The 25,692-nt window shown below is 49.4% G+C and carries 30 protein-coding genes and 1 riboswitch; of the genes, 9 read left to right on the forward strand and 21 right to left on the reverse strand.

The window, feature by feature from the left end:
- Window positions 1-31: 31 nt before the first annotated feature.
- The 7 genes from PDUR_RS17320 to PDUR_RS17355 form a co-directional block, all read right to left on the reverse strand.
- Window positions 32-1,033 carry an NAD(P)/FAD-dependent oxidoreductase gene (locus PDUR_RS17320; RefSeq protein ID WP_042207408.1) on the reverse strand — a complete coding sequence of 334 codons (1,002 nt, stop codon included), beginning with the start codon at window positions 1,031-1,033 and terminating at the stop codon, window positions 32-34.
- 55 nt (window positions 1,034-1,088) lie between these two features.
- Window positions 1,089-2,084, reverse strand: coding sequence for an aromatic ring-hydroxylating dioxygenase subunit alpha (locus PDUR_RS17325; RefSeq protein ID WP_042207409.1), 996 nt, complete (start codon window positions 2,082-2,084; stop codon window positions 1,089-1,091).
- A 139-nt stretch (window positions 2,085-2,223) separates the two neighbouring features.
- Window positions 2,224-2,325: riboswitch (purine riboswitch) on the reverse strand.
- A 66-nt stretch (window positions 2,326-2,391) separates the two neighbouring features.
- Window positions 2,392-3,225 (reverse strand): sugar ABC transporter permease, encoded by an 834-nt coding sequence (locus PDUR_RS17335; protein WP_042207411.1) that lies wholly within the window; start codon window positions 3,223-3,225, stop codon window positions 2,392-2,394.
- Entirely contained in the window at window positions 3,222-4,568 is a 1,347-nt protein-coding gene (locus tag PDUR_RS17340) for a carbohydrate ABC transporter permease (RefSeq protein ID WP_042207412.1), read from the reverse strand. Before PDUR_RS17340 ends, PDUR_RS17335 begins: the two co-directional genes overlap by 4 nt.
- 78 nt (window positions 4,569-4,646) lie before the next feature.
- Complete coding sequence (locus PDUR_RS17345; RefSeq protein WP_042207413.1) at window positions 4,647-5,951, reverse strand: sugar ABC transporter substrate-binding protein; 1,305 nt, start codon at window positions 5,949-5,951, stop codon at window positions 4,647-4,649.
- A gap of 108 nt (window positions 5,952-6,059) precedes the next feature.
- Window positions 6,060-7,070 (reverse strand): LacI family DNA-binding transcriptional regulator, encoded by a 1,011-nt coding sequence (locus PDUR_RS17350; RefSeq protein ID WP_042207414.1) that lies wholly within the window; start codon window positions 7,068-7,070, stop codon window positions 6,060-6,062.
- Window positions 7,071-7,483: 413 nt separating this feature from the next.
- The gene (locus tag PDUR_RS17355) at window positions 7,484-8,002 is read right to left on the reverse strand and encodes a DinB family protein (protein WP_042207415.1); all 519 of its coding nucleotides are present in this window, start codon (window positions 8,000-8,002) and stop codon (window positions 7,484-7,486) included.
- Window positions 8,003-8,142: 140 nt separating this feature from the next.
- On the opposite strand from PDUR_RS17355, the gene PDUR_RS17360 reads away from it, so the two are divergent.
- The 4 genes from PDUR_RS17360 (at window position 8,143) to PDUR_RS28200 (ending at window position 10,191) form a co-directional block, all read left to right on the forward strand.
- The gene (locus PDUR_RS17360) at window positions 8,143-8,799 is read left to right on the forward strand and encodes a hypothetical protein (RefSeq protein WP_042207416.1); all 657 of its coding nucleotides are present in this window, start codon (window positions 8,143-8,145) and stop codon (window positions 8,797-8,799) included.
- A 5-nt stretch (window positions 8,800-8,804) separates the two neighbouring features.
- Window positions 8,805-9,314, forward strand: a complete 510-nt coding sequence (locus tag PDUR_RS17365) for an accessory gene regulator ArgB-like protein (RefSeq protein ID WP_169744919.1) — start codon at window positions 8,805-8,807, stop codon at window positions 9,312-9,314.
- A 143-nt stretch (window positions 9,315-9,457) separates the two neighbouring features.
- Window positions 9,458-9,787 (forward strand): LytTR family DNA-binding domain-containing protein, encoded by a 330-nt coding sequence (locus tag PDUR_RS17370; RefSeq protein ID WP_042207418.1) that lies wholly within the window; start codon window positions 9,458-9,460, stop codon window positions 9,785-9,787.
- 230 nt (window positions 9,788-10,017) lie between these two features.
- Entirely contained in the window at window positions 10,018-10,191 is a 174-nt protein-coding gene (locus PDUR_RS28200) for a sporulation histidine kinase inhibitor Sda (protein WP_081949569.1), read from the forward strand.
- 93 nt (window positions 10,192-10,284) lie between these two features.
- On the opposite strand, the gene PDUR_RS17375 is transcribed toward PDUR_RS28200, so the two are convergent.
- Together PDUR_RS17375 and PDUR_RS28825 are read right to left on the reverse strand one after the other, a co-directional pair.
- Window positions 10,285-10,473, reverse strand: a complete 189-nt coding sequence (locus PDUR_RS17375; protein WP_042207419.1) for a hypothetical protein — start codon at window positions 10,471-10,473, stop codon at window positions 10,285-10,287.
- A gap of 2 nt (window positions 10,474-10,475) precedes the next feature.
- The gene (locus tag PDUR_RS28825; protein ID WP_156130487.1) at window positions 10,476-10,652 is read right to left on the reverse strand and encodes a hypothetical protein; all 177 of its coding nucleotides are present in this window, start codon (window positions 10,650-10,652) and stop codon (window positions 10,476-10,478) included.
- 673 nt (window positions 10,653-11,325) lie between these two features.
- On the opposite strand from PDUR_RS28825, the gene PDUR_RS17380 reads away from it, so the two are divergent.
- The 5 genes from PDUR_RS17380 to PDUR_RS27370 all read left to right on the forward strand — a co-directional run bounded on the left by PDUR_RS17380 (window position 11,326) and on the right by PDUR_RS27370 (window position 15,250).
- A complete protein-coding gene (locus tag PDUR_RS17380) occupies window positions 11,326-12,360 on the forward strand; it encodes a tyrosine-type recombinase/integrase (RefSeq protein ID WP_042207420.1) in 1,035 nt (344 codons plus the stop codon).
- Between the two features lie 121 nt (window positions 12,361-12,481).
- Window positions 12,482-13,393, forward strand: a complete 912-nt coding sequence (locus PDUR_RS17385; RefSeq protein WP_042207421.1) for a hypothetical protein — start codon at window positions 12,482-12,484, stop codon at window positions 13,391-13,393.
- Between the two features lie 484 nt (window positions 13,394-13,877).
- Window positions 13,878-14,096, forward strand: a complete 219-nt coding sequence (locus PDUR_RS17390) for a helix-turn-helix transcriptional regulator (RefSeq protein ID WP_042207422.1) — start codon at window positions 13,878-13,880, stop codon at window positions 14,094-14,096.
- A gap of 85 nt (window positions 14,097-14,181) precedes the next feature.
- Window positions 14,182-14,541 carry a hypothetical protein gene (locus PDUR_RS17395; protein ID WP_042207423.1) on the forward strand — a complete coding sequence of 120 codons (360 nt, stop codon included), beginning with the start codon at window positions 14,182-14,184 and terminating at the stop codon, window positions 14,539-14,541.
- Window positions 14,542-14,617: 76 nt separating this feature from the next.
- On the forward strand, window positions 14,618-15,250 hold the full coding sequence (locus PDUR_RS27370; RefSeq protein WP_052410264.1) for an outer membrane protein assembly factor BamD: 633 nt from the start codon (window positions 14,618-14,620) through the stop codon (window positions 15,248-15,250).
- Between the two features lie 68 nt (window positions 15,251-15,318).
- Here the strand turns inward: PDUR_RS27370 and PDUR_RS17405 are convergent, their stop codons facing one another.
- The 12 genes from PDUR_RS17405 to PDUR_RS27380 all read right to left on the reverse strand — a co-directional run bounded on the left by PDUR_RS17405 (window position 15,319) and on the right by PDUR_RS27380 (window position 25,561).
- Window positions 15,319-15,504 (reverse strand): hypothetical protein, encoded by a 186-nt coding sequence (locus PDUR_RS17405; protein WP_042207424.1) that lies wholly within the window; start codon window positions 15,502-15,504, stop codon window positions 15,319-15,321.
- Window positions 15,505-15,506: 2 nt separating this feature from the next.
- On the reverse strand, window positions 15,507-16,208 hold the full coding sequence (locus PDUR_RS17410) for an N-acetylmuramoyl-L-alanine amidase (RefSeq protein WP_042207425.1): 702 nt from the start codon (window positions 16,206-16,208) through the stop codon (window positions 15,507-15,509).
- A gap of 4 nt (window positions 16,209-16,212) precedes the next feature.
- On the reverse strand, window positions 16,213-16,419 hold the full coding sequence (locus PDUR_RS17415; RefSeq protein WP_042207426.1) for a BhlA/UviB family holin-like peptide: 207 nt from the start codon (window positions 16,417-16,419) through the stop codon (window positions 16,213-16,215).
- On the reverse strand, window positions 16,419-16,604 hold the full coding sequence (locus tag PDUR_RS17420) for a hypothetical protein (RefSeq protein ID WP_042207427.1): 186 nt from the start codon (window positions 16,602-16,604) through the stop codon (window positions 16,419-16,421). Before PDUR_RS17420 ends, PDUR_RS17415 begins: the two co-directional genes overlap by 1 nt.
- A gap of 17 nt (window positions 16,605-16,621) precedes the next feature.
- Window positions 16,622-18,862, reverse strand: coding sequence for a phage tail protein (locus PDUR_RS17425; protein WP_042207428.1), 2,241 nt, complete (start codon window positions 18,860-18,862; stop codon window positions 16,622-16,624).
- A 12-nt stretch (window positions 18,863-18,874) separates the two neighbouring features.
- Window positions 18,875-19,393, reverse strand: a complete 519-nt coding sequence (locus PDUR_RS27375; protein ID WP_052410265.1) for a phage distal tail protein — start codon at window positions 19,391-19,393, stop codon at window positions 18,875-18,877.
- Window positions 19,393-19,506, reverse strand: a complete 114-nt coding sequence (locus tag PDUR_RS29525; protein ID WP_218918412.1) for a CD1375 family protein — start codon at window positions 19,504-19,506, stop codon at window positions 19,393-19,395. The genes PDUR_RS27375 and PDUR_RS29525 overlap by 1 nt, the downstream gene beginning before the upstream one ends.
- The gene (locus PDUR_RS17435) at window positions 19,506-19,928 is read right to left on the reverse strand and encodes a hypothetical protein (protein ID WP_042207429.1); all 423 of its coding nucleotides are present in this window, start codon (window positions 19,926-19,928) and stop codon (window positions 19,506-19,508) included. The genes PDUR_RS29525 and PDUR_RS17435 overlap by 1 nt, the downstream gene beginning before the upstream one ends.
- Window positions 19,925-20,968 carry a hypothetical protein gene (locus PDUR_RS17440; protein WP_042207430.1) on the reverse strand — a complete coding sequence of 348 codons (1,044 nt, stop codon included), beginning with the start codon at window positions 20,966-20,968 and terminating at the stop codon, window positions 19,925-19,927. The genes PDUR_RS17435 and PDUR_RS17440 overlap by 4 nt, the downstream gene beginning before the upstream one ends.
- Before the next feature lie 20 nt (window positions 20,969-20,988).
- Window positions 20,989-21,387, reverse strand: coding sequence for a phage tail fiber protein (locus tag PDUR_RS17445; protein ID WP_052410457.1), 399 nt, complete (start codon window positions 21,385-21,387; stop codon window positions 20,989-20,991).
- 77 nt (window positions 21,388-21,464) lie between these two features.
- Complete coding sequence (locus PDUR_RS17450) at window positions 21,465-22,010, reverse strand: phage tail domain-containing protein (RefSeq protein WP_042207432.1); 546 nt, start codon at window positions 22,008-22,010, stop codon at window positions 21,465-21,467.
- Window positions 22,007-25,561, reverse strand: a complete 3,555-nt coding sequence (locus tag PDUR_RS27380; protein WP_052410266.1) for a phage tail tape measure protein — start codon at window positions 25,559-25,561, stop codon at window positions 22,007-22,009. The genes PDUR_RS17450 and PDUR_RS27380 overlap by 4 nt, the downstream gene beginning before the upstream one ends.
- Window positions 25,562-25,692: the final 131 nt, after the last annotated feature.

Raw genomic sequence — 25,692 nt, forward strand, 5'->3', positions numbered from 1 at the left:
TATTCGTAGAGAATCACGGCCTTTATATCAATTACAGCTTCATATTGCTGCTGTGGCCAGGTGACAGCTTGGCGTTCGGGTCGATATACACCTTGGCGTTGTTGACAGCGGTTGGGGCTTCACCGAATCCGACGGCAATCAGCTTGATTTTACCGGGATAGGTCGTCACGTCGCCCGCGGCGAAGATGCCCGGAATGCTCGTCTCCATCCGGGAGTCGACGACAATAGAGCCGTTCACAATGTCCAGCCCCCACTCGCTGATCGGTCCAAGTGAAGAGATGAATCCGAAGTTGACAATGACGGCGTCGACGTCAAGATTCATGGTTTCTTTCGTTTTTACGTTGCGCAGGGTAGCTCTCTCGATCACGTCTTCCCCCTCAATCGCCGCGATTTCCATTGGAACCTGAACATTTACGGTTGATTTCATCAGCCTTTCCACGCTGTGCTCATGTGCCCGGAATTTGTCCCGGCGGTGGATGAGCGTCACACTTTCCGCAATCGGCTCCAGCATGAGCGCCCAGTCGACCGCAGAGTCGCCCCCACCGCTGATCAGCACCTTTTGCCCTTTGAACTGATGCAGATCACTGATAAAATAGTGCAGATTTTTCTTCTCGTATTTTGCCGCTTCCGGCAGCTCCAGACGGCGGGGCTCAAACGCGCCGACACCGGCGGTAATGAGGACTGAGCGCGCAAAGTGTACCGCCTTGTTCGTACGGATCTCGAACAGCCGCTCCTCCAGCTTGATCAATTCGACCACTTTCTCCTCCAGGCAAACTTCCGGCGAGAAGTGATCCAGCTGCCGCTGCAGCGAATTGACGAGCTCTTGAGCCGTTACCTTCGGAAATCCGGCCACATCGTATATATATTTTTCCGGATAAAGGGCGGCAAGCTGTCCCCCCAGTTGGGGCATGCTCTCGATTATTTTAACGGAGGCTTGACGGATTCCGCCGTAAAAGGCGGCAAACATTCCGGCCGGGCCACCGCCGATAATGACGATATCCACCGGTTCAACAGATAATTGATCTTTACTCACAATGTAACATCCTCCTGTAATAAAATCTGACTAATGTTGTGAAATTATATTTCTATCACTTCTTGACACCCGTAACATCGCTTCCGTAGGTCACACCAAGCTCTCCCAGCCAACGCCGGTAAGCAATGCTGACCCTGTCCGCTTTCAGATGAAGTTCCGCTTGTAAATCAAGAGGAAGCTCCTCCGGTTTCTGACTTTCCACAATCCCTGCGTCTTGTTCAATAACCTTCTTCTGAAAATCCCGGAAATATTCATCCGGTTGATCCAGCGCATAATTTCTGGTGACCAGTGCGAACACCGTCGTTTCCCTCTCTGCATGCGGAAGTACCGTAAATAACATCGAAAGAATCTGATTGTTGGTATAGTTTACTTTTTTCAGCCTTGCGGTCATCGGGCGCAGAATTTCAAAGGTATAATAGATCGTCGCATAATTACCCGAACCGTCCGCATCGGCATAAACGGGAATCTCGTCGGAAACGTACCGGTTCTCCTTCCAGTTCACACCGTAATCAGGGATTTCCGGAAAGGCGGAGTCACCCAATAGTCCGTCGTGGACAAATGCCAAATGGCTCGCATCCAGAAAATTTTCAACGACTCTCGGCGCGGCCGCGTGCAGGATATACGGTTCGGCATGAACCGTTCTAAAGGAAGGGTCCTCATATTCCTCATAAAAAGGAACCGGAGTCTCCGAATCGTCCCCGTCAAGCTTTACCCAGATCACGCCGTATTTCTCCGCACATGGATAAGCAATCGCTTTTGCCTTTGGCGGAATCGTCTGCTCTGCGGGCTGTTGGGGGATTCTAACGCATTTTCCCTCCGCATCATATTTCCAGCCGTGATAGGGACATACGATACAATCATCCACCACTTTACCCAATGACAGCGACGCCCCCCGGTGAATACATAAATCCTTAAAAGCGTGTACCCCTTCCCGGGTTCTAAAAAGAACGATCCTCTCTTCCAAAACAGTAATAGGCACCGGTTCAGTTCCAATATCCTGGGAATAAGCTACCGATATCCAATCATTTGCCAATACTTGATCTTTAATCATTGTGTGTGACCTCGCTTTACATCCAATTTTTCGTTCTTCGGGTAATCTAAACGGATAAGCAAATAGCCACAGGAACAAAAGGGAGCAGCCGAAACGCCTTTGCCGGGGCGCAAACATCTTTTACCCGAAAAAGCGAATTCCTGGCTCTGCTTCCTCTTGTAGCCTGTGGCAATTAAGGTTGCCTGTAGAAACGCCCACACCCGATTAATGAGCTTATACAAGATTGCAATGACATTTATCATAACATGTATTTTTAAGTATCCTAACATCACACAAAAACAGTGTCAACAAAAATCTTCTTCGGCTCTTATCCCTTCTCGGCGCCAGCCGTTAACCCTTCCGTCAGCAGACGCTGCAGCAGGATGAACAAGAACGTAATCGGAACCGCAATGAGCACACATCCGGCCGCAAAACTGGTAAAGTCCGTAGCCTGCCGTGCACTGATCATATCGAATAGCCCAACAGCCAGCGTCTTCGTCTCCGGCGTTCGCAGCACGAGCTTGGCAAAGAGGAAATCGGTGAACGAGCCGGCAAAAATACTCAGCGCCGTATACACAATCAGCGGCGTGGACAGCGGCATGACAATCCGGAAGAAGATGCTTAAGTGGCCTGCCCCGTCAATACGCGCCGCTTCCACCAGGCTTTTGGGAATCGTGTCGAAGTAGCTCTTGGCAAAGAGAAAGAACAGAGGCGCTCCCGCCGTATAGACGAGAATGACCGCTAAATGCGTGTTCAACAGGTTCAGCAGATTCAGCAGAATGAATATGGCGATCATACTCATAAATCCGGGGAACAAGCCCAGCACCATCAATGTGCTCATCATCGTTTTCCGTCCGGTAAACCGGAAGATTGAGAACGCATAGCCGGGAAGCAGCGTCAGAACAGTGCCGATAACAGTAGTAGTCAGGGCAATCTTCAAGGTATTGGTATACCACAGGGCAAAGTCATATTTGTTAAACAGATTCGCATAGTGCTCTAACGTAAAGGCTGTCGGAAATAGCGTTTCGCTGAATAACGAGTTGCCTGTCCGGAAGGAAGACATAACCACCCAAAGAGCGGGATATACGGAGAAGACACCGATAACAGCAAGCAGCACATAACTGATTGACAGCCAGACTGATCCTCTTAGTTTGCGGCTCATGATGAGGTGTCCTCCTTAAATGTCTTGGTCCGGCGAACATTCCAAATCGCGAACACGGACAGAATAATAAAGATAATAATGCCAATGACGGATGCGTAGTTGTACTGTCCATAGCCCATGGAAAGCTTATAGAGCCAAGTGATCAGAATATCGGTATCCCCGGCAAACTGGAGGTCGCTATTGATCGGATTGCCATTCGTCAGCAGGAAAATCACATTGAAATTATTCATATTGCCCACGAAAGACATGATAATCAGCGGCGCCATCGAATACATAACGCTGGGAAAGGTAATGAGCCGGGTCTTCTGAAAAGAACTCGCGCCGTCAATATCGGCCGCTTCATACATATCTTTAGGGATCGTTGACATAATTCCGATAATCATAAGCATGGATACCGGAAAAGCTACCCAGAAATTCGCAATAACGAGCGTGACCTTGGCCCAGGTCGGGTCGGACAGCCACGGAATTCGGTCGAAGCCCATAAGCTCAAGGTATTGGTTAACCGGTCCGAACTGGCCGTTAAACATATTTTGCAGAATCAGCATCGAGACAAACATCGGAATGGCGTATGGAAGAATGAACAGCGTGCGCCAGAACGATTTAAACCGAATCCGTTTTTGCTGTACGAGCAGCGCGGCTCCAAATCCGCCGAAATAACCGGTGAGCGTCGCCAGAATCGCCCATAGGAAGGTCCAGAGCGTAACTTTGTAAAAGGTGGTGCTCCATCCTTTCAGCTGGAAGACGTCCCTGAAGGCATCAAAGCCCGTCCAATTCAGCAGATGCGCCGGAGGCATATTCTTGGAGGTGTAGTCGGTAAAGGCAATCAAAATCATGAATACGATCGGCATAATCGTAAAGAAGAAGACGCCAGCCAGCGGAAGCGCAAGGATCAGATAAGGGAAACGGTAGGACAGCACAAAGCTGACCGTCTGTCTGAAGGTATTGGGAACCCCTCCTTGTTCCCGCAATTTGCCGGTCCGGTAGGAGTCCTTGATATTCAGCACGTAAATCCATAGCAGAAGGATTACGGCGAATATCGTCACTAGACCTTCAATCATCAGGAACACGGAATGGTCCCCCATGACTTGCTGATAAAGCCTGCCCACTTTTTTGAGCTGAGTCTGTGTTTCACCAAGGGTTGTAAGTCCCCATACCGCATGAGGCAGCTTAAAAATAACGGTATACAACGTAATCGCATGAACCGCCAGCAAAATAATACCCTTCATAAACTGGCGATTATACAATTGTCCCAAGCCCATGGCCAGCACCGATAAGATCGTGGCGATTGTGCTGTAGGATTTGGTTGCTCCGGATTTGCTCTGCTTCGCTATGAGCTCCTGCATCACCCTTTAACCTCCTTTAATAAACTGCGGCCACCCTTAACCAAACGGGTGACCGCCTGCCCTTTCCAACATTCAACCTTATTTCTGGTTAGCGATATTGCTCTTTAATTTGTCCGCAGCCTTGTCCAGAGCAGCCTTGGGGTCCCCGCCATTCCACACTTCAGCTACAGCGGCATCCAGCGCCGGCCATACATACTGGGTTTCAAACAGGCCCGGGAATCTGTGGCTGCTTGCAATCTGTTTAAGGAAGCCCTGAGTCAGCTCATCATTACGTATGCCCTGTTCGGTTCCGGTGATATTCGCGGCAGGAAGAGCGCCGGTCAGCTCATTGTTTTTAATTTGCATTTCCTTCGTTGTAATGAAGTTCGCGAAAATTTTCGCCGCGTTCGGATATTTGGTATAGGAGCTTACATAGTATCCGGTGCTTCCCGCAAGCGGCATCGCATTCTCTCCGCCCGGCAGCTTCGGCATTGGAAGCACACCTACAGGAAACGGCTGCTTGCTATGCTCGCCAATTGCCCAGCTCCCGTCCATATTAATCGCGAGCTTGCCTTGTCCCCACAAGCCTTCCTTCAGGTTGTTCGTAGCATCAGCCAATGCAAGCGGCATAATCTCGCGAAGCGATTGAATGAACTTCAGCCCTTTGACGGAGCCTTCGTTATTAATTCCGATATCATTGACATCGGTTTCGTTGTTGCCGAAGATGTATCCGCCATAACCGGTCATGAAGGCAACGTCAAATGCAGAGGTTTTCGGTTCATACAAGAAGCCATACTTGTTGTTCTTTACATCATTGAATTTCTTAGAGAAGGCGATGATATCATCCCATGTCTCAAGCTTCGCATCTTTAACGAGATCTTTATTGTAGTAAAGGCTGAACGTGTACACATTCCAGGGATAACCGTACAGAATGCCGTCATGGGTAGCCGCAGCGATCGTGTCCGGCTTATTGATGCTTTTCGTCTCTTCTTCAAAATAGTCGTTCGGCAGTATGAGGCCGGATTGGGCCGCATTCGCTACATCGGGGGTCTGAAGACCGAACACGTCGGCGCCTACGCCGGCCGGCCCGTCGGTTGACAACCGGCCAATGCTATCCCAGTAGCCTACATCTTCAACCGTGACCTTGATGTTATACTTCTGTTCGAATTCCTTCAGTGCGTAGTCTGTGAATGGCTTCAGGTCAGTGGTAAACGTCCAAAATCTTAATTCCGCCCCTGGTTCGGGCTTCAGCTCTTCGTTCGCGGCAGGCTCAGCGGTATTTGCAGGCGTGCCTCCCGTATTACTGGTTGGATTAGCTGAATTCGTGCTCGCATTTCCGCCGCAAGCAGCCAGCGTGAACATCATTAATGTAGAAAGCAATACAGCGCCCAGCTTCTTTTTCATGGATAATCTACCCCTCTGTATAAAATAATCAGTCGTTTTAAAAACCTGCGATGCAGTTGAAGCGTGTGTGTACGTATCCTTTCCAGAACCAGTTATACTAACTCAGCATCAGCCATTCACTGCCATGCAACTCCCCCTTACGATAATTTCATGGGAAAGAATCCTCGTTTCCTTGATATACTCATCTTTGTGCTTGATTTGCTTAAGCAGCATTTCTGCCGCCTGAACGCTGAGCTCATGAATCGGCTGCCGGATTGTCGTAATACCGGGACGGTAAGCTTTCGCCAAGCGGATATCATCGAAGCCCATAATCGAAATATCTTCGGGAACCCTGAGCCCGCTCATTTCCGCCGCCTTTATCGCGCCGACAGCGACCATATCACTCACACAGCATACAGCTGTTGGCCTGTCCGCTCTTTGGAACAACTGGATGCCGTTCTCAAAGCCGTGTTCGATATCATAATCATTTGCAAAAACAAGCGATTCTTCGTACTTGACTCCGTAGTCAGCCAGCGCTTGCTTGTAACCGGACAACCTTTCCACTGCTTGACGATAGATAAAAGGGCCGCCAAAAAAAGCGATTCTTCGATGACCGTTCTCTAGCAAATACCGGGCCGCATCATACATAGCCTGATAATTATCAATATTCACAGACGAGAATTGCTCGGTCGTGTCGGTATGCCCGGCAAATACCACAGGAATGTCTTCCTGCTCGAAAAACTCAATTTGATGCGGCTTGGGATGAGAGGTCATCAGCACTACACCATCCACATACTTGTCTTTTAAGAGCCTTAAATAATCCTTCTCAACATCATCATCGCGTCTTGTATTGCAGAGCAGCGTCGTATAATTGTGCTTAAAGAATTCCTCTTCTATGATGTTTACAAACTTTGAAAGAAATACACTGTCAATGTTTGGAATGACCACACCGATCAACTTGCTTTCCTTCATGGCGAGACTGCGAGCAACAGAGTTGGGATTGAAATTCAGCTCTTCCACAACCCTCATGACTTTCTCCCTTACCGCTTTGCTGACTGGTTTACTCTGATTGAGAACCCGTGATACGGTGGCCGGTGACACATTAGCTCTCATGGCTACATCTCTTATCGTGATATTCATGACTCCCTCCAACCCTTCGCAGCAAAGAAGCGACCAGCCGAATTAGCGACGAACTTCCCACATTCAGGAAACCGGTTTCCCAACATGCATTGATGAAAACAAGCTGCCGATTCCCTCAGGAAATCGATTTCCTGTGCATGCTTTGACACTGAATTCGATGTAAAGTGTGATAAATATCACTTCGTTTGTGTAAGCAAAATGTACATGAAGCCAAGAACTAGGTCAACTAACATTACATTTAATTGTTCAATTCGACAATTTTCGAGGTGTTTCATTATGCAAGGCGCACTATTTTATAGGTATATGTTATTTGTATGTCATGTTTATGCAAGCAAAAAGAAACGGATACTTTCCTTTAGGGAAGCATCCGTTACACGAATAATAAAGCTATTGATATCTATGAGAAATTCAGATTATACCAGGTAGCGTTCCTTGATGATGCTCAGATGATGCAGCTCATGACCGATCAGCAGGCAGGCCTGCGCCCTTGCCGTAATAGGATGGCCGTTCGAGGAGCCTTTGCGGGTCCACGCTTCTTCCGGAATGGCCGCAATCAAAGCCAGCGTCGATTGGCGCGAGGCTTTAAATTGCCGGGTCAACTCCTCCAGCGAATAGGAATCAAACCCGGCTGCATTCACAAAATCATTCTCATCATACCCGGGAAGCGGCGTCTGATCTCCCCTTGATATCCGCAGCACACGATAGGCGAAAATCCGGTCACTGTCGGTCAAATGACCTAGCAGCTGCTTGATGCTCCATTTCTCCGGGGCATACCGGTAACTCCCCTGCTCCTCGGTCAATCCTTCAAACAAGGCGAACGCAGTCTTCGATTGTTCCAGCAGCACATCGGCAAGCTCTCCCTTTTCCGGCACCAATTTAAGATACTTTTCGTAACTTTCGTCATATTCCTCGCTTAACAGACGCTGATTCATAACAAATCTCCTCTCGATTTTAAAATAAAAAGAAATATTTGGTGGAAAGTGTAATTATCTGTTGTTGAATTGTATATTATTCGCTATACTAATTTCAAGAATTAGGAAATGAGAGTTTGCACACTTGGAGCGTGTCTGAATTGATTAATTTTATTTTTTACGTGTTTTTTTCGGTTTTGGATACTGCTTCACTCTTTTATCTTGCTTTGAAGCTTTTTAAGATTGATCTTTATCTAAAAGAAATTATCTTCGCAAGTTTAATCATGACTTTCCTCTCATACGTAATCAGAGTAGAGCATGGCTACGCATATCTGGATGTTTTCATGCAATTTGTTTTTTTCGTCTGCTTTTTATGGATGCTGTTTCGGATACATATCTTTTACGCTACTATTATGGCCGGCACAGCTCTGCAGGCTTTTATGTTGATACAATCACTAATCTATATTGTCATAAATATCACCGGGATTTATCAACTGGATTTCCCCATCGTCTCTACTGGAATATTTCTGATGCAATTAATAACTGACTCAGTTGTTATATTTATAGGCTATTATATTGGCAAAAAAAGAAAAGGCTTTGATTATATACCCGATAAACCCGATGCTAGACTCATAATTAACAAACGAGATATCATATTATTCTCCTTATCTGTTCCATCTGTTGCCTGTTTATTCTTAATGATGTATTTCCTGAAATATTTATATCAGTTTGCTTTTCTGGTTCCTTTGTTTTATGGCACCGTATTAATTGGTTATTTGTATTTCTCCAACAAAAAGGATCGTGGTGATATATTCTGAGCACCTTGGCCAATAAAATCGCTGTTGCTATTAAACGAGCGAATCCAGAAGATACCAGTTCCATTGAAGTAATGGAATATTCCCTAGGCATCATTTTGAACGCTCTTCTTACTTTTGCCGTATCTTCATTGATTGGCTGGTTATTAGGCAATTTTGAAGCGACACTAACTTTTATGCTATGTTTTAACCTATTGCGATTATGTTCAGGAGGCTTTCATCTAAAGACAGCTACTGCCTGTAATATAGCCTCTACCTTGATCTATTCCTTCACTCCTTATTTTTTTGCGGTTAGCGGGACTATTCTTTGGACCATGAATGCCGTATCTCTGATTATGATGATTCTTTTTGCTCCCAATCCGGATAAAAATGCTCAAATTCCAGTAAAATGGTTCCCTTACCTTAAATGCGTTTCGATTTTGCTGGTCTGCTTCAACTTCTGGATTGAATCTTCTAATATGGCTTTAGCATTTTTCATTCAGTCTTTAACCATTATACCCTGGGAAAGGAGGTTATGATCATGAGAAAAACTGTCGCAAAACATGCCTCTTCTGCTCTTTCCGCTTCTGCGCGTTTCTTTGCTTCCGTAATGAAAATAGGCCTAAACAGCCCTGAAATCCCGCAAGAACTGCGCAAGTAATCGATTAAGGATGGGGAAAACATGCGTGTTCTACTAAAAGACGGTTCCTCCCTTGAAGTCAAAGAGGAAGATATATTGTATTTCTCCAATTACAAGAATACAATATTCGTCCATACGAAAGAAGGCGAGTTTGTTCTCCCCACAACTTTGTCTGACCTGTTTGCCGCTTATGGAAGTCGGGGATTTGAGCGTCTTGACCGCAGCAATGTCGTCAATATGAATAATATTAACGACTACGATGCTAGTCGCAAGATTGTGCTCTTCCAATCGGGAGAACAATTCGCAACAGTTTCGGAGGCAAACGAAAGACGCATCCAAAGATTCCTGGCAGCGGTAGACAAAAACCCGTAAGAATAACCGTTTCACCCAATTAAAAAGCAGCGCGACAAATTGCTGGTCAATTTATCGTACTGCTTTTTTAATATACAGCTGCTTTAAGAAGAACAACTATTATTACATATTATCCATCATTTGTAAAGAGAAATTGAGAGGGAGAATCAGGGAAGACAAGGAGAGGGATAGATGGTACCATTTGGAAAGGATGTATTTTCAAGAAACTAATTAACTTATGGAGGAATCTAATGGACTATCATTTTACTCCTTCTCCGCGCCCCTCCTCACTTGAAATGTTAACCGATGAACAGCTATTTAACATCTATGAATTGGCGGTACAGGCGAAGGCATCTCCCGAATTTATAGAAATTATCGAAGACGTGCTGACAAAAAGAAGACCGGAGCACTGTGAAAGTTGCTAGCATGCGCCTCAAATAAAGAAGAGTACCAGATAGAAGCCGCTTCCTCTATGCAGAGGCAGTTGCTTCCAATTCTGGTGGGCTATTTTATGTTCTTCACCTGAATCTTATCCTCTTATCTAAAGATCTCCACCTATCCATATCCCCGTTACACCACAGGCTCCAATGCTTTATGTCCTTTTCATAAAAATAAGCTACTAAAACATTTGTATCAACAAAAAAAGCATCTTCCCCCTCAATAAGAGGTACAATGCTTTTCCCAAAATCAATTTCAGATAAAGGCATTATTATTTACCTCTAACTTCCCGGCAAATCTCTTGAGCATCAATAACATTTCTTGTTTTAATTGATCCTCCAGCCTTAACCATTTGACTTCTTTTTTCTTCGGTTAATTGTTTCTTTTTTTCTGCTATTTTTGCAAGCGCAGTTGGAGACATTTTCTTACCTCCCTTATCTCTCTTCATAGAAACACCTCCTAGAAATATTCTAGTAGATGATTCATAAAAATCCTGTTAATATACCCGTCTAAAGACGAACGAAAAGGGCAAAACAAATGCAAGAGAATGATGACATAAAAAAATTAACCCATTGTTCAAATGTATCATTCGCTGTGGTTGTTTTATTGATGTCGATTGGTTAGCCCCATAATGATGAACTAAGCTATTCTTTGGACATTCCAATGTACGGATTGGACGGGGTAGAATAAACTTTTTGCTCAACGGTTCGTTTTGAGTGTTGGTTAAATCTACTTTTTAAGGATAAAAAAATCATCCCTCCATTGATTTTTTCCGCACTCAATAGAGGAATGAATTTATAGTATTAATCAATTAGATAGTTATTCGTTTCCAAATGCTCAAAAAATATTTATAGGCAAAATTATTTTCAACCAAATTATCCGTTAAACCCACCAATCCCTAAGCGTATCACTGATCCTTACCCTTTCAAGACACCTTATGCTCGATCCGCAGCTTGTCTGCCACCATCGCGATAAACTCGCTATTGGTCCCGGACGTCAACGCCAGAAAACCGCACAACGACGCGGAAAGTTGGACGTGAACTTGTCGCTATTGCAATAAACTGCGCGCACCTTTATCGGAACGTTTAGCGAAACTTTATCGCTAAAGGAGACGCGGATAAATGACGAAGAAGGAAGCGAAGTTTTCGTTTGTAACGAGAGGTAAAAAAGGCGTAAAGGTGGCGCTGGACAAGCATGTCCCGCAGTTTCTTGATTCCAAGCGGATTGAGAAGCGCTCACCAAAAACGCTCGAAGCCTATGCGCAGGTACTTGAGCAGTTTCGGAAATGGTACGAAGCAGGAAGCTATAGTGAAATTACAACCGAAGTCCTGCGGGAGTATATCGAATACCTAACGTTTAACAAAACGAAATGGGACGACCATCCGACGAGTCCTAACGGTGAAAAGGGGCTATCACCGCGTACTGTTAACAACGTCATACGGAACATGCGGATTTTCTTTAATTACCTCGTAAGAGAACGTATCATCACCTATTCACCAATGAACGCGGTCAGCTACCAGGCAGAGGAAAAAGATACGTTCGAAGTATTCACTGATGACGACGTACTTCGGCTACTGAGCGCACCAAACAAACGGGTATATACGGGCCGGAGGGATTACTGCATGATGCTCGTTCTTTGCGACTGCGGTCTACGCATTAAAGAACTGACCAATCTGCGCGTGTACGATATAGACTTTAAACTACGTCAGATTGTCGTTCGCGCCGAAATCGCTAAAACGAATACTACACGCGTCGTTCCGGTATCTCAGCGAACGCTAAAGGAACTCGAAAAGCTTATCGCTTATATGGATGTGGGGCCGGGTGATTACGTTTGGTTAACGCAGTTTGGGGAGCGCTACCTCGGGGACACTTTCGGTAAAATGTTAAAGTTGTACGCTAACCGAGTCGGCGTTTCAGGCCCGCGAGTATCAGCGCACACATTTCGTCATTATTTCGCTGTAAAATTCCTGCGCGGTGGGGGTGATCCAATGGCCCTTGCGCGTATTCTCGGGCACACCTCACTAAATATGACGCAAGTTTACGTTAAATACACGGGAACGGACTTGCGCGAACAGCACGACAAGGCATCGCCAGTGACCAACTTGATTGATAGTGGAAACGAAAAGAAACGCGGTAAGCGACGGTTTAACAAATAGAAAGGTAGACGTACATTGCAGGCAAAAAAAATTCAAAAATAGGTATACTCACACACTCTATATAGAGTTATAATTCACATATAAATACAATATATAGTATCTACCTGGAATGGGGGAGCTTATGAGCAACAAACTATTTGAAAAATCAAATCTATTAGATGCACTTTTCTTCACAGAAAGTTCTCTTGACCCTCGCCTTGATTTTGACTTTATTCTGAAGGAGACTGAAAGTGACGTACTATCTACGATACGGGAAGCAGAGCTAGATGACTTCCTTTCTCTTTATGATGTTGGACTTCGGCTTGTTATTGAAATACGAGATACACTTGAAAACGCTCGTCCAGTACAAATAACTTACCTAGTCCTTATCTCCAAGGTCACGACTCTATTAGTTGGAATAAGAAAAGCGATTCACTCAGGACTTCCTGATGTATTTAAGTGCTTATTTAGACCTTTGACTGAAGCATTTGATATGCTATACGTGTGTCTCATAGATAGCGACTTTTTGAACAAATATGGAAATCTAAATGAACTTTACGATAACAACCAATTTTGGATAAAGAACGCAAAGCAAAAGCATATTAAACCTAAAATACACCGACTTTTGAATAAGCTGGGTGACGCCACAGCCCAAATTAAGTTCTTTGATGAAAGAAGAAAGCGACAACATGAGTTTTTTTCCGAATCACTTCATTCATCTTTCAATTCTGCAATCTCAACGTTCTTTACTCCTACGATAAATGGAGATATCCCGCTGAATGCATACGGAAATGTAACAACAGCGTACCCGAAACTGTTTCAGGAAGTTTTAGATGAACTTCAACTCTTTAACTACGTTCTATTTCAATTATGTAACGTCGATAGTCCGGAACCTTTTTGCCCGCAACCATTAATAGACAACAAAGTTTATCAACACCTTGCCATTAAGTATCATATTCTTTATGACGACTTCATGCCTAGGTTATACGATTTTGTTGATGAAATTAACACCTCACTCACAAATTCGCTAGATGAATATAAATCACAAGAATAAAAAAAGACGGAAAAGGCATAGTAAATGCGGATTCTTCTGCACACTATGCCTTTTCCTTTACTCATTTAGAACGTTTCATTTAATATCACAGCTATTTAGTCTTACGTCTTTCAGACGACTGCCAATTTCGAAAATGGCTTCGTCGCTACCGTTCATAAAACAGACACAAAATAATTGATTTTGCCTGCCACAAGCATGTCGAAAATTACGTTATATACTACGTAACCCCTTTTGGGGCCTCCGATATATGCTCCGCCCTATACGTGTAAACCGAGTAACTACGAGTGAATAGATAAAGTAAATACCGTGGTCCGCCCGCTCTGATTGACCCTCCTGTTGAATTAGCAATGTGATAACCGGATACTTTTAACCGTAAGATTCCTACTTTTGCGTACATATTTATATGAAGGAAGAAATGAGAGAGCCCGTATGGGTTCTTTTTTATTTCGCCTTAATGTGAGAATACAGAATCGGAGGAATCGAAATGAATGGAAAAGAAATGCGCGCTATTAGACTGGCTTACGGACTGACGCAGCAGGAATTTTCGCAGTGCCTTGGAACGAGCCTATCTTCGGTCGCGATGGCCGAAACGGGAAAGCGGAAGGTAACAGACAGATTGCGCTTCAAGATTGCGCGCCATTTCCCGCTTACTACGGAGGTTCAAGCGGTTATCGAGAGCGCGGAGCAACTCGAAGGGAGCTGAGCGTAATGGCTGAAGTTCAGGTGGACACCCGCGACAGTATTACGATTTGGATCGAATCTACTACGAAAACGGAGGCGGCGTAAATATGGGCGCATGTAAAATCGATACGGAGAAAGTACAACGGGCATTTGACGAGAAGTTTCGTATGGAGGATGCGCAAACGGTGCGCCGGGTACTCGTTGAATACGACACGCTGGCGGCCGATCGCTTGGCGAGAGGTAGCGGAGAGCTTGTCGTTCTTCTGGCGGACTTTCAGCGCGCGGTGAATTGCGCAGGACTCACGCTTTCGGAGCGCCGGGCAGTGAGCGTCGCGGTTAACGGCGGGCCTACACATTGGGCGCTCGATCCGGTAGCGTTAGATAGCGCGGTCGAGAAGATTACGGACGTGTTCGTTGGCTGGCGGTATGATAGCGAGTATCTTACGCCGGCTAATTCGGCGGCATAATCTGGAAATGTCATTGACACTGAAACAACCTTTCTTCGTATAATATTAGAAACATTGTAAAACTAAAGGAGATAACATGAAACGTAGTATACTTGCGCTCGTAGCTTTCATACTCTTTGCCGGATGTAGGCCCGCCACAGAACAAGCGATACCAACGTCTAGCCCCTCCCCTTCGACAAAGCCGATTATAACTCCGTCGCCCTCGCCCGAACCTTCCCTCCCGCCTGACGAGTTATTCCGTAGTGCTAAAACCGAACTTAACGAGGGCAAGCCGTTAACCGCTCGGAAAATGTTTTATCAGATACTAAATAGTTATCCGGGGACGAAAGAGGCCAAAGCAGCAAAATCGGCCATTGAGTTTATAGAAGGAATTAGCATGGAGGAAAAATTGCAGAATTTAGATGTGCGAAAAGGTGACTTTCCTCTCGTCCCCTCTCCTACTCCTGAGATAACGCAACCGACAGATACAAGCGACTGGATACCAGTAGACGACAACGCAAAAATGACGATGGCCGACTTTTTAAGTATTAAGGAAGGGATGCGGCTATATGACGTGGTGAAAATAGTAGGCGGCACGGGCGAGCTTCTATCAGAAGGATACGGAACACAGGTATACTCTTACGAAGGCATAGGCGATTTAGGAGCTAACGCAATAATTACATATACGGACGGTAAGGTCGTTTCTAAGGCGCAGTACGGGCTTCAATAAACGCAAAAAAGCGCAGCCCTCAACGGATTAATTTCCGCGAGAACTGCGCTTCTTTTATTCACTTCGTTTTACTTCGTGCCCTCTTCCGCCGGGAATGTCTTATAAATACCTACGCCAATCAGCGCGTACGTCACGATATCAACCGCCGACTGATACACGCCGGCCTCCGGAGCCACTCCGTACTTAACGAGTAGTTGATACGTCAGGCCTGCCACCGCTGCGATAAATACCGGATTCAATAAACGTTTCTTCATTATTATTTCGCTCCTTTAGCTTTCGCTTTAATTGTCGTTACGCTTGCCGTCTTGCTAACGTTATCCCACGCAATAGCCGCTCCAAGCTTATCCGCAACCTCACGCAGCGGAACGTACACCGTCCCGTCAATCAATACGCCACCCTTCGACTTCACGCCGTTAATCTTAACGTTGGCCTTATCGACTTTCACGTCGTCATCGATCTCCTTCACATTTAATATAGCGTCAACCTTCGCCTTAAACTCCGCCCATCCCGTCCACTTTCCGCCGTCATACATTAAGCGCGGGCAGACTTTGCCGGACCAATCGTAGTGTCGGCGCAGTCGGTCAACGCCCCAGCCGCGCTCTTTTAACATACCGGCCACAAGCGTAGCCGCGTTATCGAGCGTCTTCGCGTAATCGCCGCTCTCGCAGATTTCAACGCCGATCGACGTACGGTTTCCGCTGCGCAATCCGCTACCGTCGCCCGCGTGCCAAGCGCACTCATTCAGCGGAATTGCTTCGATTGCCTCTGCGCTGTCGATTACGATGTGGAACGATGCCTGCCGCGTGTTCGAGCCGTTCGCTAACCATGCGCGCTCGCCGGCGGCGCTACTTGACGGATTACCCGTGTTGTGTATCGTGATAGTTTGCGCGGTCATAGCGAGGCCCGGCCGCCGATTACACGCTGTCGTCTTCGGAATATAGTCCTTGCGGTAATTCATATCGTTACTCCTTTCCGCGCGGAAAACGTTCTTTCATTTCCCGCAGCTCTCCGATGATTACGTCGTACTTATCGCTAAACTTATCGAGTAGGTCCTGCAGGCGTCCCTCGCGTTTGCTATTCGTCTTCATCACGTAGATGAGCAGCCAAACGAAAAGGACCGCGAACGGTCCCTGCGTTAAGAAATATTTCAATACGTCAGCCTCCGTCATTAAGCGGCCCCCTCCGTTTCGTAATCCGCGAGCGCTCGGCCAATCTCGTCATCGAGCGACCGTAGAACGGATAGGCGCTGCCCCTCCGTCGGCAAAACCGCCAGCACCGCGCTAATGGTTGCGGACAGTTCAGCGGCGGGATTAGCGGTATCAATTGTGCATTCGAGTAGTGCGCGTGCTTTCATTTCATTACGTCCTTTCTTTACGCCGGTATGTTTACGATAGCCAACTGCGCCCCGGTTGCGCTGAACATCTTGAGGTTGCGTGTCGACGGGTCAAACGTAATATTTGTCGCTGCGATTGAGCGGTCGGCCTTGTTGCTAAGAGCGGCTGATAGCGTCGATACATCGCCCGCCAGCGCATCGAGTGCGGTAAAGTTAGCGACCGGCACACCGTTAAAGTCGAACGCACTAACGCCAGACCCGACCGCTACCGTATGCGTAATCGGGAAGTCCTCTACGTTTGCTTCCCCGCCGAGTACGACCGTCGGACCCGCGAGTACAAGGAGCCCGGACGATGCCGCTACATTCAGGCGGCCATCACTTCCGCTGACCACGCCGCTCTTACCGCCGGTCGCTCCGTAGAAGCGTAGCTCCTGCGTGCCGAATCCGTCATTCGTATCGATTGAAATGCGCCGGGTTCCGCTACCGTCAAACGAGCGTAAGCCGTCCGCATTCAAGACGATTTTACGTGTCGACGTAGCGGTCTGAATTGCAGCACCCGTAATCGTACCGCCGCTTATGTTCGTACCCGTAATTGACGACGCGCTGATAAATCCGCTAAACTCTCCGCTTGTCGCCCGCATGTTGCCGGACGAGTCCACCGTAAAGACTCCGTTACCGACGTTAATCGACGAGCCGGTTATAGCGCCGTTCGTGAAGTTGGACGAGAAGATATTCGCAGAGTTCGCGGTCAGGCGGTTCGCCGTTACGTTACCTTGCATATCAACGCGGAACGGTGCGCTGTTAAAGTCCGAGTGTCCGGCCGCGATTCCGTTCGTGTTGATCTGCGTAACGTTGTTTCCGGAGCCGATCAGCATTGACACGAAATTACCGAACTGGCCGATAACCTGTTCCGCTGCTATGCCGTTCGCGGTAATCGCGGTACGGGCCGTTGCTCCTCCGTCCGTTGAGATAACGATACCGTTCGAAGTTAAGAGTACGAGGTCGTCCGCATCCGCCGTCGATTGCAGAACGATTCCGCGCGTATCGTACTTGACCTGCGTTTTACTTGCGTTGACTTCGTTGACGGCCAGACGCGCAAACTCCTCGAACGCTTCCGCCCGGATACGGCCGCCGCTGAATACGGACTCAACCGCTCGCCGCCCCGCCTCCAAGTCCGCAATAATCTGAGCATAGTCCCGTCGCATGACGTTAGCTACCGTTACCTGCGAGTGTTGGTCGCGAGCGTACGGATACTCCGTCAATTCCGTTATTCGCGCGGTTATTCCGCTCAGCTCCATGTCCGGGTCAATCAGCGTAACGGTATCGCCGAGGCCCGGCGCAGGCTCCGTTTTGTCCAGCTTGAATAAGTCCGCCGCGCTAACGGATACCTCCAACGCCGGCACATCCCGCTCGGCCAACCTCTTCCGCGCTGCTTCGAGCAGTTTCAGCGGATCGGTAACGTCCTGCTCCGAAAGCACATCGTCATAAAACGGCACGCTATCGCTGGTCCATACGGACGCGTACGGGGAGACAAGGTAGTTCACCTGTAGGACTCCGTTAACGATCGCGCCCGGTATCGCTTCAAGCCGCGCACGCTCCTCCGCAGTCAATATCGACGCAGGCTGACCGATCCATGTGCGCGAATCTTTCATCTCCGCGAACAGCCGAGTACACAGCGATTCCCCGCTGTCCGTGAGCGTTGAGCTTACGATATTTTTGCCGACGCGATACTGTAGGGCCGCCGATGCGTTGCCGGTTCGTTTACGGAGATGCAGCGTAAAGTTATCCGGATCGACTTCGGCTCCGAACGCGTTAATAACGTAGTTAAGCGCCTCCAAGCAGTTTCCGCGCCCGAAGTCCTTGACGTCTACGAGGTCGAACGTATCGTCAACGGAGAAAACGAAGCGCCCGCCCGTTACGGACTGGATAAGCGCTGTTAATTGCGTGATATGGATGCCGTAGGCTTCGTCAATGTAGGATGCGTACGGAAATTTGTAATCCGCGAGCTTGAACATTACGTGTGAGCACGAAATTTGAGCGGTCAGCTTGCGGCCGTCTCGCGTCCGTTGCCGCGAGTTAATGACGTAATACTGGCCGCGCTCATCCATGACGTGACCCTTGAGCGGAAGCTTTTCGCGGTAGTCGGCGGACGTCATCGGCACTGAAAACGTTAACGAATAGTCCGCATTAATCCGCCGTGTCCGCGTGATATCGTAAGCGTCAACGAGGACGCCGATACGCTGGCGGTTTTTATCGTACGATTGTAGATATTGCGTCAAGCTGCGCCCTCCTTAGTACAGATATTTATCGCGATGAGTGATGCGGGCTCGGACACTGCGGACACCCTCTCCGTCTGTGTACGTGACCAAATTCGTTCCGTTAATGAGCGCCAGGAAATCGCCATCCGTCAAGTACAGCGCATTATCCCCGTTGATAGTGACGGTCTTGCGGGCGCAGTCAATGACGATCTTGTCGCCCGGAGCGAATCCACCGCTAAACGTAACGGCGTCCGTATGGGTGTAGCGTACGCCCGCTTCGAACTCCGTAAGCAAATCGTAGACGGCAGCTATCATTAGCTCGCGGGTCATTGGCGCATCAAATTCCGTCGTAAATTCGTACGTGGCGCCGAACGGAATATCGCGTACCATTTCCGCTGCTGCCTCCGTTGTAAACTCGTACGCTACCGAGATAGGAAATTCGAGTGACATGTGCGAGCCAACCTCCGTCACGATATCGAATGTCAGCGCGAAATAGAGTTCGACGGAATACGGGCGGTCGAATGGTAAACGGTTAAAAGCGCCACCAAACATTATTGCGCCACCTCCTCCGTCAGTAGGCCCGCTACCGCATCGCGTAGACCAGCCGGAACGTTGTCAAGCGTTTTGTACCCTTTGCGGATCAAGTCCGCGTACACCTTAGCCATTACGCAGCACCTCCTTGTAGTGCAATTAATTGTTCGTATACGTCAGTGAGCGCGAGTTGAACGTTAGTTGTCTCCGTTTGGGCCGCGAGGAGCTGTTCGTAAGTGTCCGCTAAAGCGATTTGTGTATTCGTTAGCTCCGTTTCGGACGCGTCAAGGCGCTGCTGCAGTTGCTCGATCTCGGTCGGGTGGTTATCGGAACCAACAACATACCATCCGCGATCAGGGCCGTATTCTACATCAAGTTCCACCGTTTCCGCACCCTCCGGTAATGGGTTGATGACGCGATCCTCGTATACATCTTCCTGCGTTACATTGCCTTCTTGGTCATACTCCGCCGGAGTGACTAGTACCTTAACAACTTGCTCGTCCCAAGGCCCGATGTTAATGATCTGATCATTTAATCGTAAGCATGTTTTTATCATTTTGCCACCCACCCCGTATTCCCGCTGCCGGATTGTTTTACATAAAGCGTTGTACTAGCGCCGCCGTCCGTTCGAGCATATAGCGTGCCCACCGGAGCCGTTACACTGCCCTCAGGTGATCCATTTCCTTTCTTGTATAGCAGGCTCCCAGCATGCCATAACTCATTGGTTTCCCAGTTGCAAATCCCTTGGTTGTTGGAGTCCCCGAGCTGCACGGTATTTCCGTTATAATGATTGATAATAACCGTTTTGCCTGTCCCGTCAGCGGTTCTAGCCTTGAGCTGCCCTCCAAACCCAAAGACAAGGGCCGAAATCCCTTCGTACGGAACTTCTCGACCTGCCCAGTTAGAAATGCCCTGATTGTTACTGTCGCCAATGCGGATAGAGTTTCCGTTGTATTGATCAACTAACACGCAATCCGAACCTCCCGATGTCTTCGCTCGGATTTGTGCCCCATACCCCATTGGCAGAACGGAATCGCCCTCTTTATAATACTGGGTATGTGGATCGCTCTCAGCCTTATGCGTGGTTATTGCGCCATCCACCGTATCCTTTCGGGCGATATCCGCCGCCGCTGACGGGGCAGCTACTTGGGCGCGACCATTAGCATCCCGCTGAATTAGCGTATTGACGGTTGAGGCTGTTGCAGCGGGCAGTTGCGCGATAGGTACTTTAGTGTCTGTACCAAGCGTAGCTATGCCGTTTGTTGCGCCTTTCTGAGCGATGATGTCGTTTATGTTCCCGCGAAACGCCTCGTGATCTGCGGCCGTAAAATACCGCGCCACCTTCGTACCTACCGCCCACGATTTCGCAGTTGTTCCGCCGAATCCGCGCGTTACTCCCGTCAGATTATTCCCGCTCTTACCCGTATACAACACCGTTTCCGCCGTCTCATCCGTTCCCAGCGTTACAATATTCGGAGCGCCCGGTAGTACCACCCCGTTTACGACCGTGATAGCCGTATCAGTGTCCGTAATCGCCGCTGACAATTCCGTTACCTGCGAGTTAGGCGACGCGGGATACATCGTTTGTTGCGTCATCTAAGCGTTACCTCCTTCCGTTATTGTGCGAATCTAACAAGCGTCGATCCCGCCAGAAATTTCGGCGTATCTCCCACGAGCACGGAGCGCTGATTCGCCAACGCCTGCGAACACAGTAGATTACCGCCCGTAGATGCCGTCCGCAGCCCAACGTGTGTTACGAGCCCCCAGTCCGCCGTCGCAATCGGAAACGCCACGTCAGCCGACGATTTTACCGTCATCTTTCCGCCTTCAACCGCTGCGGCTCCGAACGCTATCGCCTGCCGAGCGTATGCCCCGCCGCTTACCTCTGTTCCGGTGTCGGCCGCTGTTGGGTCCGACGTGTAAAGCGCCAGATAAACAGTTCCGGGCGGTGTCCATGTTGCGTTGCGGAACGCCTGATTGAGTAGAGCCGCGCTAAGGTAATTCGAAATTTGCATCGCCATTTAATCGTTCTCCTTTTAGCGCAACAAAAATACGCCCGGCTGTAGTGACCGAGCGCCTATCCGCGCGCTGTTTATTCGATTTCGTATTCGTTCTTAATCGTAAAGCCGTAAATCGTATTACTCCCCGTATTAGTCAACGTGATTACCGGTTCCGCCGGAACATCCGCCGCTGACGTAATCGACACGGACTGCGGCGAGTTCGTTATCGTAAATTCCGTTACGACTTCGCTGCCGGTCGGCCACGGATCATTCATGCGCAGACTTACGTCTATCAGCCGCGAGCCTGTAGCGCCGAGTGCCAGCGTTCCCGCGTAAGTCGCGCGGTAATACTTACCGGGCATGTCGTTAAATTCGAGCGTAATCTCGCCGCGCTTGGCGTTAAACGTACGCGCAAGGTACGCGACTGTCCGATGAAAGTCCGCGCCGCTAACCGTAATCTCGAACGTCAGGCCGAGCGTCCGCGCTCCGTAAGACCCGCCGAAATCGATAACGCCGTCCGTGCCCGCGATTTTAACCGTGTTGTCATCCGTTTCCGGAAGGACCGGGAGCTTGCGTTCGAAAAGTGAAGCTCCCTGCGTAGATAACCAAACACCGTTTACCGCAACGTCGTACGTCACTCTTTCACCCCCATCGCCTGCAACCGGGACAGTGCGCGAGTTCTTTCGTCATAGAACGTTACAATATCAGCGCGATCATTCAGCGTCACTTCATCCACGCCGAGGTCAATGTGCTGCGTAATGTACGTCGGGGCCGCCGGACCCGGTGCAGCCAAGCGCGGAACCGCGAGCATATCGAACAAGGCCGCTTGCTGCTGCGGATTCAGTACGATTTCGCCCGCGTGCGCGATAACTGGAACCGCCTGCCCACGCGCCCCCTGAACGATGCCGCCATCCGCAAAGTACTGCAGCTTTTCTCCGGTATCTTTCGTAACACCGTACTTAATGCGCAGCTCCTTATTACGGGCGGCCAGCCGTTCCATTTCCGCCGTATTGCCCGCAGCCTTCGCCGCTGCCCATGCGTCCTTATTGTTGTTGTACTCGGCCAAGTCTAGCGCTTCCTGCGCCTCGGCCTTGGCTGCGGTAACAGACGCCATCTTCGCGTTGTATTCCGTGACGAACACATCAAGTCCGCTGAGAATTTCGGCGTTGGCACTTGCAGCAGACGATACGCGGAACGACGCAATCGCGGCCTCAATCGTCTGGATATCGCCGCTGTACGATTCGAATGCGGCAAGCAGCGCGTCATACTGCGCCTCGGCATCCGCCTTCTCGCGCTCATACGATTTCTCGCGCGCGTCGATTTCCGCCTCGAACGCTTTGGCCTGCGTATCCTTTTCGTCTGCCAGCGCGGACTTTTGCGATTCGAGTTCGCGTTTGCGGAGGTCGCGTTCATGTTCGAGAATCATCCGGTCGCGTTCTTCGATCGTCTTCTCGCGCTCGGCTATACCTTCGGGGCCTACAGCGCTGCCGAGTTCCGCAATGCGGGCGTTCTTCTGCGTGAGCTGCGTTTCGTAGTCCGCATCCGTATTGAGTTCGGCCTCTTTCGCGAGGAGGTCGTCGATAGCGGCAATCTTAGCGTCCTGAGCGCTGATGTACTCGTCTTTGCGCTTGTTAATCGCTTCGATATCCGCATCTTTTGACGCCTCGATTGCGTCAAGTTCCGCTTTCTTTGCCTGCTCGACCGCGTCCTTTTCCGCCTCAACGAGGTCGTTCGCGAGTTCGGCCGTTTTTTCCGTCAGGTCCTTGCGTGCTGCATACAATTCCTCGTCTGCCTGCGCGTAGAATTCCGAATCCTTAGAGTAGCGGTCACGGACGCGAGCCCACGCCGCAATCTTCATCTGCGCGATTTCGGTCTCCGACTTGCCTGCATCAGTCATGCGTCGTTCTTCGGCAGTTATCCACTTCTCGGAGGCTTCGTACTGGGCCTGCGCTTCCTCTTCCTGCGCGGCGGTTACGTCTTTGCGGGACTGGCGTACTTCTTCGTCGGCCGCCTTGTATTGTTCGGAGTCCTTCTTATACCGATTACGGAGACGCGTCCAGCTTGCGAGTTTTGTTTCCGCGATTTGGAGTTCGGTATTTCCGCTATCTTCCATGCGCTTCTCTTCCGCCTCAATCCACGTTGCCGAAAAGTCGTAGCGCGATTGGACGCTGTCTTCCTGCAGCTTCTTGATTTGGAGCGTAAGGGTACGCGCATCGTCAACGGACTCCTTCAAAAACTGCGCGTGCTTCTTCCGGAGCGCTTCGTACTTTTTGATTTGCGCATCGGCGGATAAATCGTAAAAGTCCGATTGGAACTGGACGGTCTTGAGGTCGGATTCATACGCGGCCTTACGCGCTTCGGCTGCGATCTCGGCGGCGGACTTACCGGGCTTTTCTGTTTTCGGCTTCGATGTTCTCTGCTTTTTCGGCTTCGATAAGTCAACGCCGGGTCCAGTAGTCTTACCGGAGTAAGCGCCCAAATTACCGCTTGTTAATGCGGACTTCTGCGCTTCTAACTCGTTAAGAGCGGATTGTACCTGATTTTGCTCAGGGTAGAGGGCGTCGAGGCGCTTCTGTCCTTGGACGTAAATTTTCTCAGCCGCAAGGGAGTCCGGGTCGGTTAGCGCTGAACTTCCAGACGCGCTGATAACCGCGTTCATCGTTCTCAGCAGCGCTTGGTAGTTTGCGATTTGCGCCTCGATAGCGGCCTTTTGCGCCTTAGTCGTCCGCTCCATCTGTTCGATGCGGGCCTTCTCCACTTTTAGCGTACCGTCAAGTAAGCTCCGTTCGGCCCCCGCCTGCTGCTCCGCAAGGTTAATGTTCGTAATGCGGATATTACCCTCTTCGTCCATAACCGTATGCAGTCCGGGGTATTGCTTAACCAACGCGGCAGTTGCGCTGTGCAATTGCTCCTTTTGGTTGGCATCGAGCCGCTGCGCGCTAGACAGCTTTTTATATGTAGCGATATTTGACTCGATCGCGGTCAACCGCTCGTTACTCGCAGCCGCCGCCTGTAAGTTAGCGCGCTCCTCCTGTAGCAACGCCGGAACTGAATCGTTTATCGCTTTGTTCATCTTCGTGATTCCGCCCGCCGCGGCCTCGCTGCTCGCGTACCCTAAGTCGCGCAGTCTCTTATCCGCGGCGTCGAGTTCATCGTTCAGCTTGCGCAATTCGGCCGCACCTGCCCGCCAGTCCTGCCCGGTATTTCCGCCTTTCAGGTTCGCAATCCTGCGCTCAATCGCCTCACGGTCCCGGAGTGCCTGCGTAGTTTCTTCGATTCGGCCGCGTAGGTCTTCGAGGTCGCCCGTTGTACGCATTAATGGCGACTTACTGAGCGCGTCGTTCAATGACGTTTGTGCTGCCGCAAAGTCTTCCGCTGCCTTTTTCGTTTCTGCATATCTGCCCGCTAGTGCTGCGGCACCGGCTGCTAATGCGGAAATGGCGATAGAGATTACGCCAATGATCGGGAGACTTGCCTTAAAAGCGGTCATGCCTGCGGCTGCTACTTCTGAGGTATCCTTTATCGCTTTCAGCGCAATTCTGAGTGAAATCAAACTGGCGGTAGCCCCGGCCACCAACGGAGCTATCGTCGTAAACGCAATGATTGCGCCCTGCATTGGCGAGCTCAGCCCGGTAAATCCGTTAATGAGTCCCGTAATTTGCTCCGTGACTAACCGGACGGCTGGCGCGAACTTATCGCCTACCGAGATACCGGCGGATTCGAGCGCGGACTGCATCTCGTTTATCGATCCTTTGAGCGTATCCATCTGCGTTCCGGCGACTTGTTCAGCGGTCCCGCCTGCGTTTTGAAGCTGCGCGGTATACGATTCGAGCGTTGACTGTCCGTTCGAGATGAGCGTAAGGAATCCGCTTGCCGCTTCTTGGCCGACGAGTGTTGCGGCTACGTCTGCCTGCTGCGCTTGGGTCAACCGTGCGAATGCGCCTTGCATCTGTCCGATGATTTGCGCGAATGGGAGTACGTTGCCTGCGCTGTCTTGAATAGAAACGCCGAGTTTATCCATATAGAACGCGGCCTCTTCGGATGGGGACGCGAGCTGCAAAAGGATAGCGCGAAGGGACGTACCTGCGTTCTCACCGCGTATGCCTGCGTTGGAGAGCGCTTCGACCGCTGCCGTCGCTTCTTCTACGGACAGGCCCATGTTGGCCGCGACTGGTGCAATATATTTCATTGCAAGCAATGTGTTATCGCAGAGGCTCTTTATCCTCCGCTTCTTACGGTTTCCCGTAAGTTCAGACTATCTCTTCACCGTCGTCTTAACGTTACGGTGCTAGGCGCTCGTGGGCGTTTCCCCGTATCCTC

It is taken from the genome of Paenibacillus durus (assembly GCF_000756615.1).
GTDB classification, from domain to species: Bacteria; Bacillota; Bacilli; order Paenibacillales; family Paenibacillaceae; genus Paenibacillus_AQ; species Paenibacillus_AQ durus.

Bases quoted from the DNA above. Each gene is read 5' to 3' on its own strand.
- PDUR_RS17325 (WP_042207409.1), bottom strand. From the start codon at position 2,084: ATGATTAAAGATCAAGTATTGGCAAATGATTGGATATCGGTAGCTTAT.
- PDUR_RS17335 (WP_042207411.1), bottom strand. From the start codon at position 3,225: ATGAGCCGCAAACTAAGAGGATCAGTCTGGCTGTCAATCAGTTATGTG.
- PDUR_RS17340 (WP_042207412.1), bottom strand. From the start codon at position 4,568: ATGCAGGAGCTCATAGCGAAGCAGAGCAAATCCGGAGCAACCAAATCC.
- PDUR_RS17345 (WP_042207413.1), bottom strand. From the start codon at position 5,951: ATGAAAAAGAAGCTGGGCGCTGTATTGCTTTCTACATTAATGATGTTC.
- PDUR_RS17350 (WP_042207414.1), bottom strand. From the start codon at position 7,070: ATGAATATCACGATAAGAGATGTAGCCATGAGAGCTAATGTGTCACCG.
- PDUR_RS17355 (WP_042207415.1), bottom strand. From the start codon at position 8,002: ATGAATCAGCGTCTGTTAAGCGAGGAATATGACGAAAGTTACGAAAAG.
- PDUR_RS17370 (WP_042207418.1), top strand. From the start codon at position 9,458: ATGCGTGTTCTACTAAAAGACGGTTCCTCCCTTGAAGTCAAAGAGGAA.
- PDUR_RS28200 (WP_081949569.1), top strand. From the start codon at position 10,018: ATGGACTATCATTTTACTCCTTCTCCGCGCCCCTCCTCACTTGAAATG.
- PDUR_RS17375 (WP_042207419.1), bottom strand. From the start codon at position 10,473: ATGCCTTTATCTGAAATTGATTTTGGGAAAAGCATTGTACCTCTTATT.
- PDUR_RS28825 (WP_156130487.1), bottom strand. From the start codon at position 10,652: ATGAAGAGAGATAAGGGAGGTAAGAAAATGTCTCCAACTGCGCTTGCA.
- PDUR_RS17380 (WP_042207420.1), top strand. From the start codon at position 11,326: ATGACGAAGAAGGAAGCGAAGTTTTCGTTTGTAACGAGAGGTAAAAAA.
- PDUR_RS17385 (WP_042207421.1), top strand. From the start codon at position 12,482: ATGAGCAACAAACTATTTGAAAAATCAAATCTATTAGATGCACTTTTC.
- PDUR_RS17390 (WP_042207422.1), top strand. From the start codon at position 13,878: ATGAATGGAAAAGAAATGCGCGCTATTAGACTGGCTTACGGACTGACG.
- PDUR_RS17395 (WP_042207423.1), top strand. From the start codon at position 14,182: ATGGGCGCATGTAAAATCGATACGGAGAAAGTACAACGGGCATTTGAC.
- PDUR_RS27370 (WP_052410264.1), top strand. From the start codon at position 14,618: ATGAAACGTAGTATACTTGCGCTCGTAGCTTTCATACTCTTTGCCGGA.
- PDUR_RS17405 (WP_042207424.1), bottom strand. From the start codon at position 15,504: ATGAAGAAACGTTTATTGAATCCGGTATTTATCGCAGCGGTGGCAGGC.
- PDUR_RS17410 (WP_042207425.1), bottom strand. From the start codon at position 16,208: ATGAATTACCGCAAGGACTATATTCCGAAGACGACAGCGTGTAATCGG.
- PDUR_RS17415 (WP_042207426.1), bottom strand. From the start codon at position 16,419: ATGACGGAGGCTGACGTATTGAAATATTTCTTAACGCAGGGACCGTTC.
- PDUR_RS17420 (WP_042207427.1), bottom strand. From the start codon at position 16,604: ATGAAAGCACGCGCACTACTCGAATGCACAATTGATACCGCTAATCCC.
- PDUR_RS27375 (WP_052410265.1), bottom strand. From the start codon at position 19,393: ATGTTTGGTGGCGCTTTTAACCGTTTACCATTCGACCGCCCGTATTCC.
- PDUR_RS29525 (WP_218918412.1), bottom strand. From the start codon at position 19,506: ATGGCTAAGGTGTACGCGGACTTGATCCGCAAAGGGTACAAAACGCTT.
- PDUR_RS17435 (WP_042207429.1), bottom strand. From the start codon at position 19,928: ATGATAAAAACATGCTTACGATTAAATGATCAGATCATTAACATCGGG.
- PDUR_RS17440 (WP_042207430.1), bottom strand. From the start codon at position 20,968: ATGACGCAACAAACGATGTATCCCGCGTCGCCTAACTCGCAGGTAACG.
- PDUR_RS17445 (WP_052410457.1), bottom strand. From the start codon at position 21,387: ATGCAAATTTCGAATTACCTTAGCGCGGCTCTACTCAATCAGGCGTTC.
- PDUR_RS27380 (WP_052410266.1), bottom strand. From the start codon at position 25,561: ATGAAATATATTGCACCAGTCGCGGCCAACATGGGCCTGTCCGTAGAA.